Here is a 16,596-nt window from a genome sequence, read left to right as displayed (position 1 = left end):
ATTTTTTCCAAAAAAAATATATTTGGAAAAAATTATTTCGAGATGTATAAGCCTTTACTCCTACTGTTGTTGGTATCCCAATTTTTTTTCGGTCAAAATCCAAATTACACCGCCCTTACAGTTCCAGATGCATTAAAAGAATCCGCGAATAGTATTGTTCGTGCGGATGATATTGTAGTCAATATTACATCATCCAAGTCTTACACCATCAGTCGTAAACGGGTGGTTACCATTTTTAATAAAAAAGGAGAAGACCATATCGATGCTTATCTTTCGTATAGTCCTTCGGAAAAAGTTATACAACTACAGCTCACGGTTTACAATGCCATGGGGATGGAGATTAAAAAATTTAAAAAGAGTGATTTTACCGACCAAAGTGTAGCGGATGGATTTTCACTTCTCACTGATAATCGTGTCCTTTTTTTGGATTATACCCCAACGGAGTTTCCGCTTACATTTGTTTTTGAATCGGAGCTAAAAACCATAAATACAGCGTTTATTGCTTCGTGGAGCCCCTATGAAAATTATTATTCGTCCATTCAAAAATCCTCTGTAACGTACAAATATCCTGAGGATTTAACGCTTAGAATTAAAGAAGAGAATTTTGAAGGGCGCACCATAACCAAAACCGAACAGAAAGGCGTTTTGTCTTACACGGTAGAAAATTTACCCGCTGAAAAAAGAGAAGATTATGCACCCAGTACAGATCAAATTTTCCCAAAGGTTCGCGTTGCTTTGAATCGCTTTTCATTGGAAGGTGTTGACGGAGAAGTGAATACTTGGGCAGATTTTGGAAAATGGATGTATGAAGGCATTTTAAAAGGTACCGACGAATTAAGTCCGGAGACAATCGCTAAGGTTAAAACATTGACCGCCGATTGCAAAGATCCTCTTGAAAAAGCGCGAAAAATATATGAATATGTACAAGGGCGCACGCGTTATGTGAGTGTTCAATTGGGGATCGGAGGTTGGAAACCCATGTTAGCCAAAGATGTTGATCGATTGGGATATGGCGATTGTAAAGCGTTATCCAATTATACCCGTGCCTTGCTTCAGGCGGTGGGAATTGAATCGTATTACACCATAATTTATGGAGGTGACGAACAGTTTGATATTACGCCCGACTTTGTGGGCATGCAAGGAAATCATGCCGTTTTAGCTATGCCCGATGGAAAAGGTGGGTATACCTTTATGGAATGTACAAGTCAAACGGTGCCCTTTGGTTTTCAAGGAGATTTTACAGATGATCGCTTTGCCTTGTTGATAAAACCTGATAAAGGAGAGGTGGTTCGTACACAAAATTATTCGGAAAAGAAAAGCACTCAACTTAGTAAAGGATCTTTTCAAATTACTCCCGAAGGAGATTTTAAAGGATCACTTCAAATAGTTAGTACGGGAATTCAATACGACCAAGCGAGTGCTTTAGAAGGGCAACCCAAAGACAAACTGGATGAGCATTATAAATCCTATTTTAGTTGGATTAATAACTTGAAAGTTGATAAATGTCGCCTAACCAATGATAAAAAAACAGTTCAGTTTACACAAGAGCTCGAAATTTCTGCTTTAGGTTATGCAAAGCCTTCAGGAAATATGATTTTGGTCAATGTGAACCCTTTTAATCAAAGTGTACAAGTCCCCGCACGGTACCGAAATCGAAAAAATCCGGTTGAAATAACCCGAGGGTTCTACGATGAAGATACATTTACGTTTACAATTCCCGAGGGATTAAAAGTAGATGTCATACCCGATGCAGTGCAATTAGAAGATACTTTTGGAAGTTACTCCATGACGGTGACTGTAAAAGAGAAAGAGGTACTGGTCAAACGTACTTTTTTACTACGAAAAGGCAAATATCCTAAAGAATCCTATGAATTGTATCGAAAGTTTCGGGAACAAATCGCCCGAGCCGATAATGCTAAAATTGTATTCATTAAATCGTAATAGCCATGAAAATGCGTTTAATTTTAATTTGTTTTGTTTGCACGGCCTTTTTTTCTTTTGGTTTTGCACAATCGTATGATTTGGGTGAAGTAACCCAAGCTGAATTACAAGAAAAAGTGCATCCCAAAGATACTTCGGCGAGTGCAGCTATTTTGTTTAAAAAAGGACGAACCTATTTTACACTAACCGATGGGCAATTTAATGTGATCACTGAAGTAAGTGTTAAGATTAAAATATATAAAAAGGAAGCTTATGAGAAAGCCAATTTTTCATTATATCACTATGCCCCCAATTCAGGTCCGGGGGAACAGGTAGATTTCACCAAAGCGGTGACCTATAACTTGGTTAATGGACAAATCGAAAAAACCAAAGCGAAGTCTGAAAATATTTTTACAGAACAGGTCAATAAAAATACCAAAGTAAAGAAACTGTCGATGCCAGCAGTGAAAGAAGGCTGTATTATCGAATACAAATACTCTATTTTATCCCCATTTATCTCCAACATTCGGGATTGGTTTTTTCAATATGATGTGCCTATCAACTATTGTGAATATGTAGTCGACATCCCCGAATATTATAAGTTTAACAATTACTATCGTGGAGCCTTAATTTTGGATATAGCCCAAGAAAAGGTGAATCGGTCGGTTACATTTTCAGTAGGGAATCGTTTTGAATATTTTGACAATCGTATGACGTATAAGGTAAAGGATGTTGCCGCCATGAAAGAAGAATCGTTTGTCAATAACATCAGTAATTATCGTTCGACCCTCATTCATGAGCACGCTTCTACTATGTTGCCACAGAGTACCTATCAGTATTATGCCAAAACTTGGGAAGATGTATGCCGCAAAATTTATGAGGATGAAGAGTTTGGCCCTCAGATGCGAAAAACGGGTTATTTTGAAGCCGATCTCACCAAGTTGGTAGAAGGTTTGACAACCGATGATGAAAAAATTGCTATGGTGTTTCAATACGTGCAAAATCGTATGAATTGGAATGAGTCCTATCGCATTTTTACCGACAAAGGGGTGCGAAAAGCTTATGAAGAGAAAACAGGAAATTACGCCGAGATCAATTTGATGATGGTAGGAATGTTACGTCATCTTGGAATTAACGCACACCCTATTTTGTTGAGTACTCGTGCCAACGGTATTGCCATGTATCCAAGTTTTAATGCCTATAATGCAGTCATTGTAGGAGTGAAAAGAAATGGCGGTGTTTTGTTTTTAGATGCAACCAGTAAGTATGCCAGTCCCGATATATTACCGTTACGGGATTTGAATTGGTATGGTCGTATGCTGCTCGATGACGGGACGGCTGAATTAGTCGATTTAATGCCCAAAATGGTCTCCTTAAATCAAGAAAATGCGGCTATCGATTTGGCTGCAGATGGGTCAGTTTCGGGTAAAGTGCGCAATCAAATGGTCGACTATAGTGCCTTGCGTTTTCGCGACCGTTACCGTCAACTATCCAAAGAGTCGCAAATCGAACGCTTGCAAAAAAATTATACCGGCATTGAAGTGACCGAGTTTGAATTGGCCGATAATGGTGTGAGTGAAGCTTTGGTGGAAAAATATTCTTTTGAGAGTACCAATAGTGTGGAAGTAATTGGCGGAAAAATGTTTGTTCGTCCGTTATTTCACCTTGGTTTGGATGAAAATCCATTCAAACAGGAAACCCGAGAATATCCAATAGATTTTTCATTTCCATTTCGCGAAAAGCAAATGATTATAGTTAATCTGCCCGAAGGATATACCATAGAAACCTTACCCGAAAACATGGCTCTCGGATTGGATAAAAATTACGGGACATTCAGTTTTTCCATTACTAAAAATGAAAACAAACTCGTGATTCAAACCAATTTGGAGATAAAAACAGCTATTATGCCTCCAGATGAATACGAGAGTTTAAAAGAGTTTTTTAAGCTAATTGTAGATAAAGTCAATGAGAAGATTGTACTTAAAAAAGTATAGCGCTGTTCTTCTTTTTCTCTCTTTTACGGCGCTTTGTTTTGGCCAAAAATTCGAGTTAAACGAGGTAACAAAACAAGAATTAGAAGAGCGCTCTTGTTCTGTAGATTCTTCAGCTTCGGCGGCGTATTTGTTTACAACGTGTGCCCTGCGATTTGATTATTCGGCCGAAAACGGCTTTTCGTATATAGCCGAATATAAACAGAAAATAAAGATTTACAAGACTGAAGGGCTTCGATGGGCTGATGTGAAAATTCCCTATTACGTTGGCTATAAAAAGCTGAACAAAGATCGCATTGTCAACCTCAAAGCGTATTCATACAATCTAGAAGAAGGCAAAGTAAAAAAACAAAAAGTGACTTCATCTGGAGTCCTGTTGGAAAAAACAAACGAATTTTGGGAAACAAAATTGATTACGTTTCCTGGCGTCAAACCAGGTTCTATTATTGAGCTGACTTACGAAATTCGTTCGGAAGATATCCAAACTATCGATTTGTTTCAATACCAATTTGATATTCCAGTGCGTAAAGCCTATTTAAAAATGGAATTGCCTTTGCTGTATACCTACAAAATTATTCGCTCTGGATTTGTAGATATTCCAATGCAATCCAACTATGGGGATGGTTCTATCAATTATTCAGCTTATATTGAAGGAACACGTGCTAAACGCGATTATATTTTGAATTTTAAAACGGCGGTCTACGAACTAGAGCAATGGGATGTTCCTGCCCTAAAAAATGAACCCTTTACGGCGAATCGCAATGATTATTATGCAAAGATTAGCCTTGAATTAGAATCCGTTCAATTTCCCGAGGAACCGCAAAAAAAGATTGCTGTAACATGGGATGATGTGGTAAAAACGGTGTTTAGTAATCCTTCTTTTGGGGGTGAATTACAAAAAACATCCTACTTTTTATCAGATTTAGACCGAATTGTTCAAAAGGAGATGGATGCTCGAACAAAAACCTTGGCAATTTTTGAATGGGTCAAGAAGCAAATCGCGTGGAACGGCAAAATGGGATATAATACGAGTCAATCACTCGAAGAAGCTTATAATAAACGAAATGGTAATGTAGCCGATGTCAATTTAACCCTAACGGCAATGTTAACGCAGGCTGGGATTGATGCTCATCCTGTTCTTTTAAGCACAAGAGAAAATGGATTTGTTTCGTTTCCATCCTATTCCAAATTCAACTATGTGATCACCGCTGTAAATCTTGATGGCGAGCAACTCCTTTTGGATGCGACTCAAAAAGCAGGCAAAACTACCTTACTTCCTGTTCATGCTCTAAACGAAAAAGGACGATTAATTCGTAAAAACGGCACCTCTGAAGAAGTGAGTCTAACGCCCAAAACACCCTCCATCTCTTTCTACAATATTCAAGTGAATTGGCAGGAGGATAAGGGCTTAATTGGAGATTGTGTAGCTCAATTTACAAATTATGATTGTTGGGATGTCATGGCCGATTCACAACGAATGGATAAAGATACGTGGATTAGGAATCGAGAAAATAAATTCAAAAATATTGTCATCAACAAACACGACATTCAAAACAAAAGTGAAGAAGCCGTAGCTAAAGAGATTTTCTCATTTGAGACCGATAAATTTGTAGAAAAGATAGGCGAAAAATGGTATGTTGACCCCTTGTTGTTTAACACGCATACAATCCCATGGTTTACGGCTGAAAACCGTCAATACCCGGTGAATTTTACGTATCCAAAAAGGGAAATGACTACGGTTATTTTTTCATATCCCGCTGAATTTCAATTGGAATCAGCTCCAGTCGACAAAGTGTTTAAAATGTCCAACGATACAGGTTCTTTTCGTTTTTTCATTGAACGAAAACCTAATCAGCTAGTCATTACTACTACATTATCCTTAAATAAATCAGAAATTCCAGCTGAACAGTATCTCGAACTTAAAGAATTTTTTACCTTGGTCGTTGCAAAAGAGACAGAGAAAATTGTCTTGGTAAAAAAATAATCATGAACCTAAAAAACGCCCAACTCGACGTCGATCATTGGATAAAAAATCATGGGGTTCGCTATTTTAACGAACTCACAAATATGGCGCAACTCACCGAAGAAGTCGGAGAAGTAGCCCGTATCATTGCACGCCGCTATGGCGAACAATCGGAGAAAGAAAGTGACAAAAATAAAGATCTCGGCGAAGAACTTGCCGATGTTGTATTTGTCGTGCTCTGTTTGGCCAATCAGACAGGGGTCGATTTGCAAGCCGCATTTGATAAAAAAATGGACTTGAAAACAAAACGTGACCACGATCGCCATCACAATAACGAGAAGCTGAAGTAGGAACTAGTGACCTGCCTATGCCGGCAGGCAGGTTAGTGACTGGTGACTAGTGATTAGTGATTAGTGATTAGTGATTAGTGATTAGTAACTAGTAACTAGTAACTAGTAACTAGTAACTAGTAATTAGTAACTAGTGACTAGACTCCTAGCCTCTAGGTGAGTTAGTTATTTTCAACTCATAACTCATAACTCATAATTCATAACTCATAATTCACAACTCGTACGCATAACGCCTTGCATTGGATTCAAATTTGACTCGCTACATGACTAACCACTTACTGCATTCGACATTAATCCCGGGAAAAGAAATTGCCATAACCGGTTCTAAGTCAGAAACCAACCGACTCCTTTTGCTCCAAGCGTTATATCCGTTTTTACACTTGGAAAACACCTCCAACTCCGATGACTCGGACGTTATGATGCAAGCTCTTCAGAAATTACGGGTCGAAAATCAGGATGAACTTGTGATTGATGTGCATCATGCAGGGACAGCCATGCGATTTCTCACCGCTTTTTTTGCTATTCAAGAAGGAAAAAAAGTTTTGCTTACAGGGTCATCGCGAATGAAAGAACGTCCAATTCAAATTCTCGTCGAAGCGCTGCAACAACTTGGTGCCGACATAACTTATGCGGAACAAAATGGTTTTCCGCCTTTGAAAATCTCAGGGAAAAAGGTATCACAGGATAAAGTTAGTTTACCCGCCCATGTCAGCAGCCAATACATTTCAGCCCTTCTACTCATTGCTCCCAGTTTGGAAAGGGGTATCGAACTGACGTTGGAAGGTGAAATTACGTCAATTCCGTATATTCAAATGACCTTAGCTTTACTACAACAAATCGGTGTTACTAGTTCGTTTGAAGGAAATCAGATTCGGGTGTACCCCATGATGGCTCCACCAAATGAAAGTGCTTCGATGTCGATTACCGTAGAAAGCGATTGGTCTTCGGCTTCCTATTGGTATAGTATCATCGCTTTATCGGATGTGGGTGCCGAAGTTACGTTGTCGAGCTACCGTCCCAATAGTTTACAAGGCGATCAAGTTTTGATTTCCTTGTACGAAAAATTAGGGGTAGCGACCACATTTTTACCCCATTTTCGCCTTCGTCTCACCAAAGTATCACCTCCCACAACCTCCCATTTTGAAGCCCATTTAATTGGAGCTCCCGATATCGCACAAACCATTGCGGTGACTTGTTTAGGACTCGGGATTTCATGTACATTGACCGGATTGCATACGCTTAAAATTAAAGAAACCGACCGGTTAGTAGCCCTGCAGCAAGAGATTTCAAAACTAGGGGGACAAATCCAAACCACTGCTGATACCTTACATCTTGAATCGTCAACCCACCTAATTCCCAATGTGGCCATAGCAACATATCAAGACCATCGAATGGCCATGGCCTTTGCACCATTAGCGCTTCGTGTGCCTATACACATTGAAAATGCCGAAGTGGTCTCAAAATCATATCCCACTTTTTGGAGCGATCTCGCGCAGGTAGGGATTTCAGGGAAAATGTCGGAAAATAAATCCTAATTTACTTGACAACCCCCTTTTACGGATAGTATATTTGCACCCGTTTGCCGTGAGGCAAAATAATGTAATCTAAAGGCTATAAAAAGATGAAACTATCCCATTTTAATTTCCATTTACCTCCAGAGTTACTGGCCGAATTTCCTGCTGAAAACCGCGATGAGTCGCGCTTAATGGTGGTTCACCGCAGCACTGGGCAAATCGAACATAAATTGTTTAAAGACATTATCGACTATTTTGATGATGGCGATGTGATGATTTTAAACAATACCAAAGTGTTTCCAGCGCGTATGTATGGAAACAAAGAGAAAACAGGAGCGCGTATCGAAGTGTTCTTGTTGCGCGAATTAAATGCGGAACAACGCCTATGGGATGTTTTGGTCGATCCTGCCCGTAAAATCCGTATCGGGAATAAATTGTATTTCGGCGATGACGATTCATTGGTGGCTGAAGTTATCGATAACACCACTTCCCGTGGACGTACCCTTCGTTTCTTATACGACGGTTCCTACGAAGAATTCCGGTATAAATTGAAGGAATTAGGAGAAACGCCGATTCCTAAATACATCAATCGTGAGGTTACCGAAGAGGACGCCGAACGTTACCAAACCATCTACGCTAAAGAAGAAGGCGCCGTAGCAGCTCCCACTGCGGGATTGCACTTTTCAAAGCATTTGTTGAAACGTCTTGAAATCAAAGGTATCAACTTCGCTGAAGTTACGCTTCACGTGGGATTAGGAACGTTCAATCCTGTTGAAGTAGAGGATTTATCCAAACATAAAATGGACTCCGAAGAATTACGCATTTCTCAAGAGGCATGTGATACCGTCAACAAAGCCATCGAAAACAAACGCCGTGTGTGTTGCATTGGAACTACTTCGATGCGCGCCATTGAAAGTTCGGTTTCATCCAACCGTACGCTAAATCCTTATGATGGTTGGACCAACAAATTCATCTTCCCACCCTATGATTTTAGTATTGCCAATTGTATGGTGACCAATTTCCACACGCCAAAATCAACCTTGTTAATGATGATTTCAGCCTTTTGTGGACATGACTTAATGAAAAAAGCCTACGAAGAAGCCGTGAAAGAACGCTATCGTTTTTATTCCTATGGCGACGCGATGTTGATCTTATAATGTAGAAAAGGCTTTCAGAAATGAAGGCCTTTTTTAATGTGTCGATAAGGCAATTTGTCGATGTGTCAATTTGTCGATGTGTCGATGAAGCTATTACATAATCAGCAATTCATTCATAACTCATAATTCATAACCCATAATTACTATTTCAAATCTCCTCCAAGATTACTACATTTACCCTTCAAACCAACAAAACGATGACATTTCAAAATACGCGTGAATTCGCACAACAACTCGATAGCCAAGACGACCTGCGTGCGTACCGCGATCAGTTTATTTTTCCTCAACATGAAGGTAAAAATGTAATTTATTTTACGGGAAATTCCTTGGGGTTGCAACCCAAATCGGCGGCTCAATTTGTACAAGAGGTTATGGATGATTGGGCGAATTTGGCGGTAGAGGGACATTTTTATGCCGAAAAACCCTGGTGGGATTACCATGAACGTTTTGCCAATCCACTGAGTAAAATTGTAGGTGCCTTGCCTTCAGAAGTGACGGTAATGAATACCTTGACGGTGAACCTGCACTTATTGATGGTGTCATTTTACCGCCCGCAAGGCAAACGCTACAAAATCATTTGCGAAGAAAAAGCTTTCCCTTCCGATCAATATATGTTTCAATCCCAAGTTCGTGTCCACGGATTTGACCCAAAAGATGCGATAGTTGAGGTAAAACGTCGTGAGGGCGAACACAATATTCGCCACGAAGATATTATCGCTAAAATCAATGAAGTCGGCGAGGAGTTGGCACTGGTATTGTGGGGCGGTGTGAATTATTACACGGGTCAAGTGTTTGATCTAAAAACTATCACCGAAGCCGGTCATGCCGTAGGCGCTTATGTAGGATTCGACTTGGCGCACGCTGCGGGGAATATACAATTGAACTTGCACGACTGGAATGTCGATTTTGCCGCTTGGTGTAGTTATAAATACATGAACTCTGGGCCTGGAAATGCCTCGGGTTGTTTTGTTCACGAAAAACACCACCACACCAATTTACCCCGTTTTGCAGGGTGGTGGGGACACAATAAAGAACGTCGTTTCAAAATGGAACCCGACTTTGATCCCGTACAAGGTGCCAACGGTTGGCAAGTGAGCAATTTGCCCATATTGTCATTGGCGCCGTATTTGGCATCGGTCGAACTCTTTGATGAAGTGGGTATGGAACGACTGATTGCCAAGCGAAACCAATTGACGGCTTACCTCGAATTTGTATTACACGATATCGATCAACAGTTGGACGGTGCCGATTTTGAAGTCATCACGCCCAGCAATCCCGATGAACGCGCTTGCCAATTGTCGGTGTATTTACATGGACAAGGGCGAAGTTTATTCGATTATTTGATGCAAAATGGCGTCATTACCGATTGGCGTGAACCCAATGTAATTCGGTTGGCTCCCGCTCCTTTCTATTGTTCGTATGAAGATATGTATGCATTTGGACAGATTTTGAAAACGGGAATTTTAGCCTTGCAAAAACAATAAATTTGAAAGCCTTACTCTAAGGCTTTTTTTTTGTTGAAACAAATAATTGTATCCAACGACTAAAGTTTATCTTACTTGTTATCATGAAAATAGTGAAACGAATTGTACTAATCGCATTGTCGATTGTATTGGCTATTTGCCTTGGAATTTATATTTATTTCCAAACGAAAGCACCCCAATACGAAGGCGAACAGTCACTAGCAGGCTTGTCAAACGAAACCAAAGTCTATTTTGATGACTACGGGGTGCCTCATATTTATGCCCAAAATCAAAAAGATGCTTTACGAGCGCTTGGCTATGTGCATGCCCAAGATCGCTTGTGGCAAATGGAGTTGATGCGGCGTATTGCTCCCGGACGCTTGTCGGAATTGTTTGGGGTAAAAGCGTTAGAAAACGACAAGTTCTTTGCCGGTATCGGAATTGATGAAAATTCAGCCCAAGCGGTAGCGGCTTTGGATAAAAATTCAGAAGCCTACCAATTGGCCCAAGCCTATATCGATGGGGTAAATCACTACATGGAGGTAGGAAAAACCCCCGTTGAATTTGATTTGATCGGAGTTGAAAAGACTCCATTTACCCTCAAAGACATGTACAACATCTTCGGATTCATGTCCTTCAGTTTTGCCATGGCGCAAAAAACCGACCCGTTATTGACGGAAATCCGTGACGAATGGGGAATGGACTACTTAACTGATTTTGGGCTGGACGGTGCTTTGGCCAAAACCCGTTTGAAATCCTATAAGGGAAAAGCCAACGATTATGCTGCCATTTCAAAATCAATCACTGAACTTCTCGAAAACTCACCCGTGCCTCCTTTTATCGGGAGCAACAGCTGGGTAATCGGTGCCGAAAAAACCAAGAACAACAAGGTTATTTTTGCCAACGACCCACATATCATGTTCTCCCAACCGGGCACATGGTATGAAGCACACATTTCTTGTCCCGGTTATGAAATGTACGGCTATTATTTGGCCGGAACTCCTTTTCCTTTGCTCGGCCATAACCGTGAGTATGCGTATGGGTTGACTATGTTTGAAAACGATGATTTGGACTTTTTCCAAGAAGAAAATCATCCCCAAAATGCCATGCAATACAAAACAGCATCCGGTTATGCCGACTATGTTATTCGTACCAAAACCATCAAAGTAAAAGACACCGCCGATGTTGCATTGACCATACAATCAACCCAACACGGGCCGGTAATGAATGGATTGTTGAAAGGATTGAAAGCCAAAAATCCGGTAACCATGTCGTGGATTTACACCCAACACGCCAATCATATTTTGGAAGCTGTCTATGGGTTGAGTCATGCCAAAAATTTGGATGATTTTTATCAAAAGGTAGGTCTCGTGCACGCCCCCGGGTTGAACGTGATGTATGGCGATGCCAAAAATAATATCGCTTGGATCACGTCGGGGAAATTGTATCGCATGCCCGAAGGCGTAAATCCCAACTTTATTTTGGATGGAACGAATGGCAAAGACGACCAACGGACCTTCTTGCCTTTTGAAGAAAATCCCTATGCGATCAATCCCAACTGGCATTATGTCTATTCGGCTAATAATCAACCCGAACCCATAAACGGCTATTTATATCCCGGCTATTATTTGCCCCAAGACCGCGCCAAACGGATTCAGTCGTTGTTGGCCACCAAAAGCAATTGGGATCGTTCCGATGTGGAACGCATGATCAATGACCATACGTCCTTAATTTATCCTGATTTAGTGAAAGATTGGATAAAATGTATCCCCAAAAACGGACTGACAGCGACCGAAAAAAGCGCCTTAGAAACCCTGCAACAATGGGAAGGAACGCATGCCGTCTATGATATCGCGCCCACGATTTACAACAAATGGTTGTATTTTTATTTAAAAAACACTTTCCAGGACGAATTAGGAGAAGAGCGATTTACCCTTTTCTTGGGAACGCATATTGTCAAACAAATGGTCGCGGGACAAAGTAACAATCCCAATTCACCGTGGTGGGATGATGTGAACACCAAAGGCAGTAAAGAAACCCGAAATCAAGTAATGAACCGTTCCTTTCATGAAGCGATTAAAGCATTAGAAAATCAATTAGGACCGGACTATACAAATTGGCGCTGGGGAAAAGTACATACATTGGAACACCAACACCCGTTGGGGAAAGTAGCGGCCTTACGACCCCTATTTAATGTGGGAACTTACGAGGTGCCTGGCGGGAATGAAGTCATCAATAACTTATTGTTTTATTTGGCCGAAGACGGGAAGCACAACGTGGGCGGGGGTCCTTCAACCCGTCGTATTATCGATTTTTCTGATGTGGAAAATAGTGTGAGTATACTACCTACGGGTCAATCGGGGGTACGTTCCAGTCCGCACTACAATGACCAAGCGGAACTTTTTGTCAAAGGCCGTTTCCGAAAAATGAAACTCAACCGCAAAGAGATTGAAGCAACGTCAACATTATTGGTGTTAAAACCCAAAACCAATTAATCCAACATTTATAATTTATAATTCATAATTTATAATATTAAAATAGGTCTGGGTTTTCGATAATTTCGGAAGCCCTCTTTTTTATTGCATACAATTCTTCGGGTTGGATTTTTCCCAATAAATTCAGCATCATAGCCATGCGTTGGTTTTTGGCAAAATAGGCTTTTTTATCATCCAAAAAATTCCAATACAAACTGTTGAACGGACAGGATTGCTCCCCCGTACGGGATTTTACATCATAGTGGCAACCCGTGCAGTAGTTGCTCATTTTTTGAATATAACTACCCGAGGAGACATAGGGTTTGGTGGCCAAAATTCCCCCATCGGCATACTGACTCATCCCGCGGGTGTTTGGGAGTTCAACCCATTCCAATGCATCCATATAAACGCCCAAATACCAAGCATCTACCGCATCGGGATGGCGCTGGGTGAGGAGTGAAAAATTGCCGATGACCATCAATCGTTGGATGTGATGCGCATAAGCATTTTGTAAACTTAAGCCCAAGGCATGGTGCATGCAATTCATTTTGGTTTTCCCGGTCCAATACATTTCGGGTAAGGGATAAGTATTGTCCAAAGCATTGCGTTGCGCATAGTCGGGCATGTGACGCCAGTAAATTCCGCGCACGTATTCGCGCCAGCCCAATATTTGCCGTACAAATCCTTCAACTTGGGATAGCGTGATAGTGTCTTGATTTTTGTAAAAATGCATAACTACGCGATCCACGACTTCCTTCGGACTTACGATTTTCGTATTCAGTACAAAGGATAAGCGGGAGTGAAAAAGGAAGGCTTGCTCGGTATGCATCGCATCTTCATAATCGCCGAAATGAGGCAACAAATGCTCACAGAAATAGTCCAATTGCTCCAAAGCTTCCTCTCGATTGATCGGCCAAATAAAAAAATGGGGTTCGATTTGCCCAAAAGTTTGCACGCCCGCTTGGTGTATTTCATCCAAAACGTCCTGCACATTTTTTGGAAAAACCGCCATGGGAGGCACGGGAACCTGATTTTTGTACTTTAAGCGATTGTCATGGTCAAAGTTCCATTGGTTGCCCAAAGGATCATTTCCCACCATCAACACCTGATGTTTCTTCCGCATCATACGGTAAAAATTCTCCATCAAGAATTGCTTTTTGCCTTCAAAAAACTGACCCAATTCTTCCCGTGTGGTATAAAAATGTTCGGTGTCCACCACTTGGTGCGAAATTGATAATTCTGTGCAAAAGCTTTTCAATTGCACATCCAATCGGTATTCATCGGGTAGCTGGTATTCAAAATGTTGAATAGTATAGGTGTCGAAACAATGTTGCAGAATCTCAGGCAAACTTTTTGTAGCCAATTCTTCCGTAATGCCAATGTAATGTACCTCATGGCCTTGGTTTTGTAAGGCTTTCGCAAAATTACGCATCGCCAAAAAGAAGCCTGTTACTTTTTGAATATGATGTTTCACATAGTCAGTTTCTTGGCGCATTTCGGCCATCAAGTACAACACGGAAGGGTCTTTTTCAGAAAACCACGAATGCTTTAGATTCAATTGGTCACCCAAAATCAAGCGTAAGGTTACGTATTCCATAAATCCTGGTATTCGTTTTTTGGATCATACATTTCCGCTTGACGGCGAATGTTAAACTTTCGGTCGCGCGGATCGTTGCCTACCCCCGAGTTATACAACCAATTTCCGTAATTGGAATGTACATCATAGTCGATTAATAACGATTCAAACCAAGCCGCTCCAGCACGCCAATCCTGTTCCCATTCTTTGGCCCAAAAACTCGCCACATTTTGACGCCCGCGGTTGCTCATGAATCCTGTAGCCGCCAATTCTTTCATGTTGGCATTTACAAAAGGTTCGGGCGTTTTGCCTTGGGTCCATTTTTCAAATTTACGAGCGTTAAATTCCCATTCGTATTTTTGTTTGACAATGCCATTCAATTGGAAGATTTTGTTCCCGTGTTTTTGAGAAATGTACCGAAAGTAGTCGCGCCAAATCAACTCGAAAATGAGCCAATACGTATCTTCATTTTTGCATATTTCTGCTTCGTACTGTTGCACTTCCCAGTAGATTTTTCGGGGCGAAATACAGCCGTGGGCAAGCCAAGGTGAGAACTTCGAACTATAATCCGCGCCAATCAATCCATTGCGGGTTTGTTTGTATTGCGATAAATTTTCGGTCGTGTAGAAGTAATCCTCCAAGCGCGCTAACGCCTTATTTTCGCCACCCTTAAAGGGGAAAGCCGTGCGCTTATCGGCAGATTGAGGTGTAATGCCACAGGAGGCCAAAGTTGGTAGCTCTGGGGTTATTTCATAATTCGATTTCGGCATCGCTTTGGGTTCGACCAACGGTCTTATTTTTGAAAGCTTTTCACATTTTTTACGAAACTCCGTGAAGATTTCTGGAATCTCTTTGGCGGCAGGATACGGGATATCCTCAGGGTGAAATAAAAAGCCGTCTTGAAGTTCATGGAAAGCGATACGGGGCATTTGAACTTTAAGCGCGTCAGTGACTTTACGTTCCTCTGAAGTCCATTCATGCGTAGTGAAAAGGGTGGTGATGCCGTGGGTTTTTACCAACTCGGGAATCGTTGTCTCGGGTTCGCCATAAAACACCCATAGCGGAATGTTTAAGGCTTCCAAATTGCGTTTTAGCGCGCGAACACTCTCCCATAAAAATTGAGCGCGATAGGCACCCGTTTTTGGAAATCCATAAGGGGTAAGGGCAAAATGGCGTGGGTCAAAACAATATACGCCAATCACTTTTTCAGCTTGTTGTGTGGCTTTCCACAACGCATATTGATCTTCGGTGCGAAGGTCATTTCGAAACCAAACGAGATGTTTCATAGGGTATTTTTATTTTTTCGGCAACGGTCACTGCAAAATTTAACGGACTCCCAATTCTTTTCCCATTTTTTGCGCCAGGAAAAGGGGAGTCCGCAAACCACACATATTTTTTGGGGTAAAAAGGGTTTTTTATGAGGCATGGGGGCGAAGTGATTTTAAGGGCGTTTTGGGTCGGGCATATGCAAATCGATCTTGTAAGGTGGGACGCGCATAGCCATCCAAACCATTAATCGCCACCACATCTCCTCGGTCCAATTGCAACCAACCATCAGGCGTAACTAAAGTATCCTCTACATAGATAGCTTCGATGGCCGCAATAACATGGATGGTGTTGTTTTCATGGATCGGATATTCATTCAAATAACGGCAAAGCAATTGCACCGGTGATCCCGAAACAAAAGGCACCGCAATGCCTTCGCGGTAGGTCGGGGTCAATCCTGTCATGTCAAACTCCGAAACCCCATAATCGTAAGCAGCCGAGGTTTGATGCGCCGCTTCCATTTGAACCACCGTAATATGATTTACGGTAAACAACCCAGTAGCTTTAATGTTTTGATAGGTATGCCGGGGCACCGAAGTAGGACGTACGATAAATCCTAACATCGCGGGGTCACTTCCCAAATGCGTGATGCTCGAAAATACCGCCACATTTTCATGTCCCTCCGGCGAAAGGGTACCAATTAAGTTGGCCGATTTGTAGCCAGTGCAACTGTTGACGAGGTTTAAACGTTCTACTTTTGATAGGGCGGCAAGGTCCGAAGCGGTAAAGACTTTCATTACTTTTTTCTTCAAAGATAAATTTGTTTAATGAAATATTAAAAAGTTTAAACAAATTTTAAGTTTTGCTTTATTTTTGCGCTACTGTTACGGTAACGTTCGGATATTATTAAGTATTTTTGTCT

12 protein-coding genes are annotated in these 16,596 nt (G+C 41.3%); 8 read left to right on the top strand and 4 right to left on the bottom strand.

From position 1 onward, the window contains the following. The first annotated feature begins 42 nt into the window (after window positions 1-42). The 8 genes from BUC17_RS03025 (at window position 43) to BUC17_RS02990 (ending at window position 12,853) form a co-directional block, all read left to right on the top strand. A complete protein-coding gene (locus BUC17_RS03025) occupies window positions 43-1,941 on the top strand; it encodes a DUF3857 domain-containing protein (protein WP_073361664.1) in 1,899 nt (632 codons plus the stop codon). A 5-nt stretch (window positions 1,942-1,946) separates the two neighbouring features. Beyond that, window positions 1,947-3,914 (top strand): DUF3857 domain-containing protein, encoded by a 1,968-nt coding sequence (locus tag BUC17_RS03020; protein WP_073361477.1) that lies wholly within the window; start codon window positions 1,947-1,949, stop codon window positions 3,912-3,914. After that, window positions 3,886-5,895 carry a transglutaminase family protein gene (locus tag BUC17_RS03015; RefSeq protein ID WP_073361475.1) on the top strand — a complete coding sequence of 670 codons (2,010 nt, stop codon included), beginning with the start codon at window positions 3,886-3,888 and terminating at the stop codon, window positions 5,893-5,895. The genes BUC17_RS03020 and BUC17_RS03015 overlap by 29 nt, the downstream gene beginning before the upstream one ends. A gap of 2 nt (window positions 5,896-5,897) precedes the next feature. Next, the gene (locus BUC17_RS03010; protein WP_073361473.1) at window positions 5,898-6,224 is read left to right on the top strand and encodes a nucleotide pyrophosphohydrolase; all 327 of its coding nucleotides are present in this window, start codon (window positions 5,898-5,900) and stop codon (window positions 6,222-6,224) included. A 263-nt stretch (window positions 6,225-6,487) separates the two neighbouring features. Then, complete coding sequence (locus BUC17_RS03005; RefSeq protein ID WP_073361471.1) at window positions 6,488-7,759, top strand: 3-phosphoshikimate 1-carboxyvinyltransferase; 1,272 nt, start codon at window positions 6,488-6,490, stop codon at window positions 7,757-7,759. Between the two features lie 86 nt (window positions 7,760-7,845). Continuing rightward, window positions 7,846-8,895 carry a tRNA preQ1(34) S-adenosylmethionine ribosyltransferase-isomerase QueA gene (gene queA / locus BUC17_RS03000; RefSeq protein WP_073361469.1) on the top strand — a complete coding sequence of 350 codons (1,050 nt, stop codon included), beginning with the start codon at window positions 7,846-7,848 and terminating at the stop codon, window positions 8,893-8,895. A gap of 197 nt (window positions 8,896-9,092) precedes the next feature. Continuing rightward, window positions 9,093-10,379 carry a kynureninase gene (kynU, locus tag BUC17_RS02995; protein WP_073361467.1) on the top strand — a complete coding sequence of 429 codons (1,287 nt, stop codon included), beginning with the start codon at window positions 9,093-9,095 and terminating at the stop codon, window positions 10,377-10,379. A gap of 83 nt (window positions 10,380-10,462) precedes the next feature. Next, complete coding sequence (locus BUC17_RS02990) at window positions 10,463-12,853, top strand: penicillin acylase family protein (RefSeq protein WP_073361465.1); 2,391 nt, start codon at window positions 10,463-10,465, stop codon at window positions 12,851-12,853. A gap of 37 nt (window positions 12,854-12,890) precedes the next feature. Here BUC17_RS02990 and BUC17_RS02985 read toward each other — a convergent pair whose 3' ends face one another. The 4 genes from BUC17_RS02985 to BUC17_RS02970 are packed head-to-tail and all read right to left on the bottom strand — an operon-like array spanning window position 12,891 to window position 16,486. After that, window positions 12,891-14,429, bottom strand: a complete 1,539-nt coding sequence (locus BUC17_RS02985) for a cryptochrome/photolyase family protein (protein WP_073361463.1) — start codon at window positions 14,427-14,429, stop codon at window positions 12,891-12,893. Further along, entirely contained in the window at window positions 14,417-15,694 is a 1,278-nt protein-coding gene (locus tag BUC17_RS02980; protein ID WP_073361461.1) for a DASH family cryptochrome, read from the bottom strand. Before BUC17_RS02980 ends, BUC17_RS02985 begins: the two co-directional genes overlap by 13 nt. After that, window positions 15,691-15,834 (bottom strand): DUF2256 domain-containing protein, encoded by a 144-nt coding sequence (locus BUC17_RS02975; RefSeq protein ID WP_073361459.1) that lies wholly within the window; start codon window positions 15,832-15,834, stop codon window positions 15,691-15,693. Before BUC17_RS02975 ends, BUC17_RS02980 begins: the two co-directional genes overlap by 4 nt. Next, window positions 15,824-16,486 carry a flavin reductase family protein gene (locus tag BUC17_RS02970; protein WP_317044500.1) on the bottom strand — a complete coding sequence of 221 codons (663 nt, stop codon included), beginning with the start codon at window positions 16,484-16,486 and terminating at the stop codon, window positions 15,824-15,826. Before BUC17_RS02970 ends, BUC17_RS02975 begins: the two co-directional genes overlap by 11 nt. Window positions 16,487-16,596: the final 110 nt, after the last annotated feature.

Source organism: Flavobacterium fontis (genome assembly GCF_900129405.1).
GTDB classification, from domain to species: Bacteria; Bacteroidota; Bacteroidia; order Flavobacteriales; family Flavobacteriaceae; genus Flavobacterium; species Flavobacterium fontis.
Note: the sequence above shows the minus strand (reverse complement) of the source record. Positions and strands in the feature narration are given on the sequence as shown.

Coding starts and splice junctions, on each gene's coding strand:
- BUC17_RS03025 (WP_073361664.1), top strand. CDS start 43: ATGTATAAGCCTTTACTCCTACTGTTGTTGGTATCCCAATTTTTTTTC.
- BUC17_RS03020 (WP_073361477.1), top strand. CDS start 1,947: ATGAAAATGCGTTTAATTTTAATTTGTTTTGTTTGCACGGCCTTTTTT.
- BUC17_RS03015 (WP_073361475.1), top strand. CDS start 3,886: ATGAGAAGATTGTACTTAAAAAAGTATAGCGCTGTTCTTCTTTTTCTC.
- BUC17_RS03010 (WP_073361473.1), top strand. CDS start 5,898: ATGAACCTAAAAAACGCCCAACTCGACGTCGATCATTGGATAAAAAAT.
- BUC17_RS03005 (WP_073361471.1), top strand. CDS start 6,488: ATGACTAACCACTTACTGCATTCGACATTAATCCCGGGAAAAGAAATT.
- queA (WP_073361469.1), top strand. CDS start 7,846: ATGAAACTATCCCATTTTAATTTCCATTTACCTCCAGAGTTACTGGCC.
- kynU (WP_073361467.1), top strand. CDS start 9,093: ATGACATTTCAAAATACGCGTGAATTCGCACAACAACTCGATAGCCAA.
- BUC17_RS02990 (WP_073361465.1), top strand. CDS start 10,463: ATGAAAATAGTGAAACGAATTGTACTAATCGCATTGTCGATTGTATTG.
- BUC17_RS02985 (WP_073361463.1), bottom strand. CDS start 14,429: ATGGAATACGTAACCTTACGCTTGATTTTGGGTGACCAATTGAATCTA.
- BUC17_RS02980 (WP_073361461.1), bottom strand. CDS start 15,694: ATGAAACATCTCGTTTGGTTTCGAAATGACCTTCGCACCGAAGATCAA.
- BUC17_RS02975 (WP_073361459.1), bottom strand. CDS start 15,834: ATGCCTCATAAAAAACCCTTTTTACCCCAAAAAATATGTGTGGTTTGC.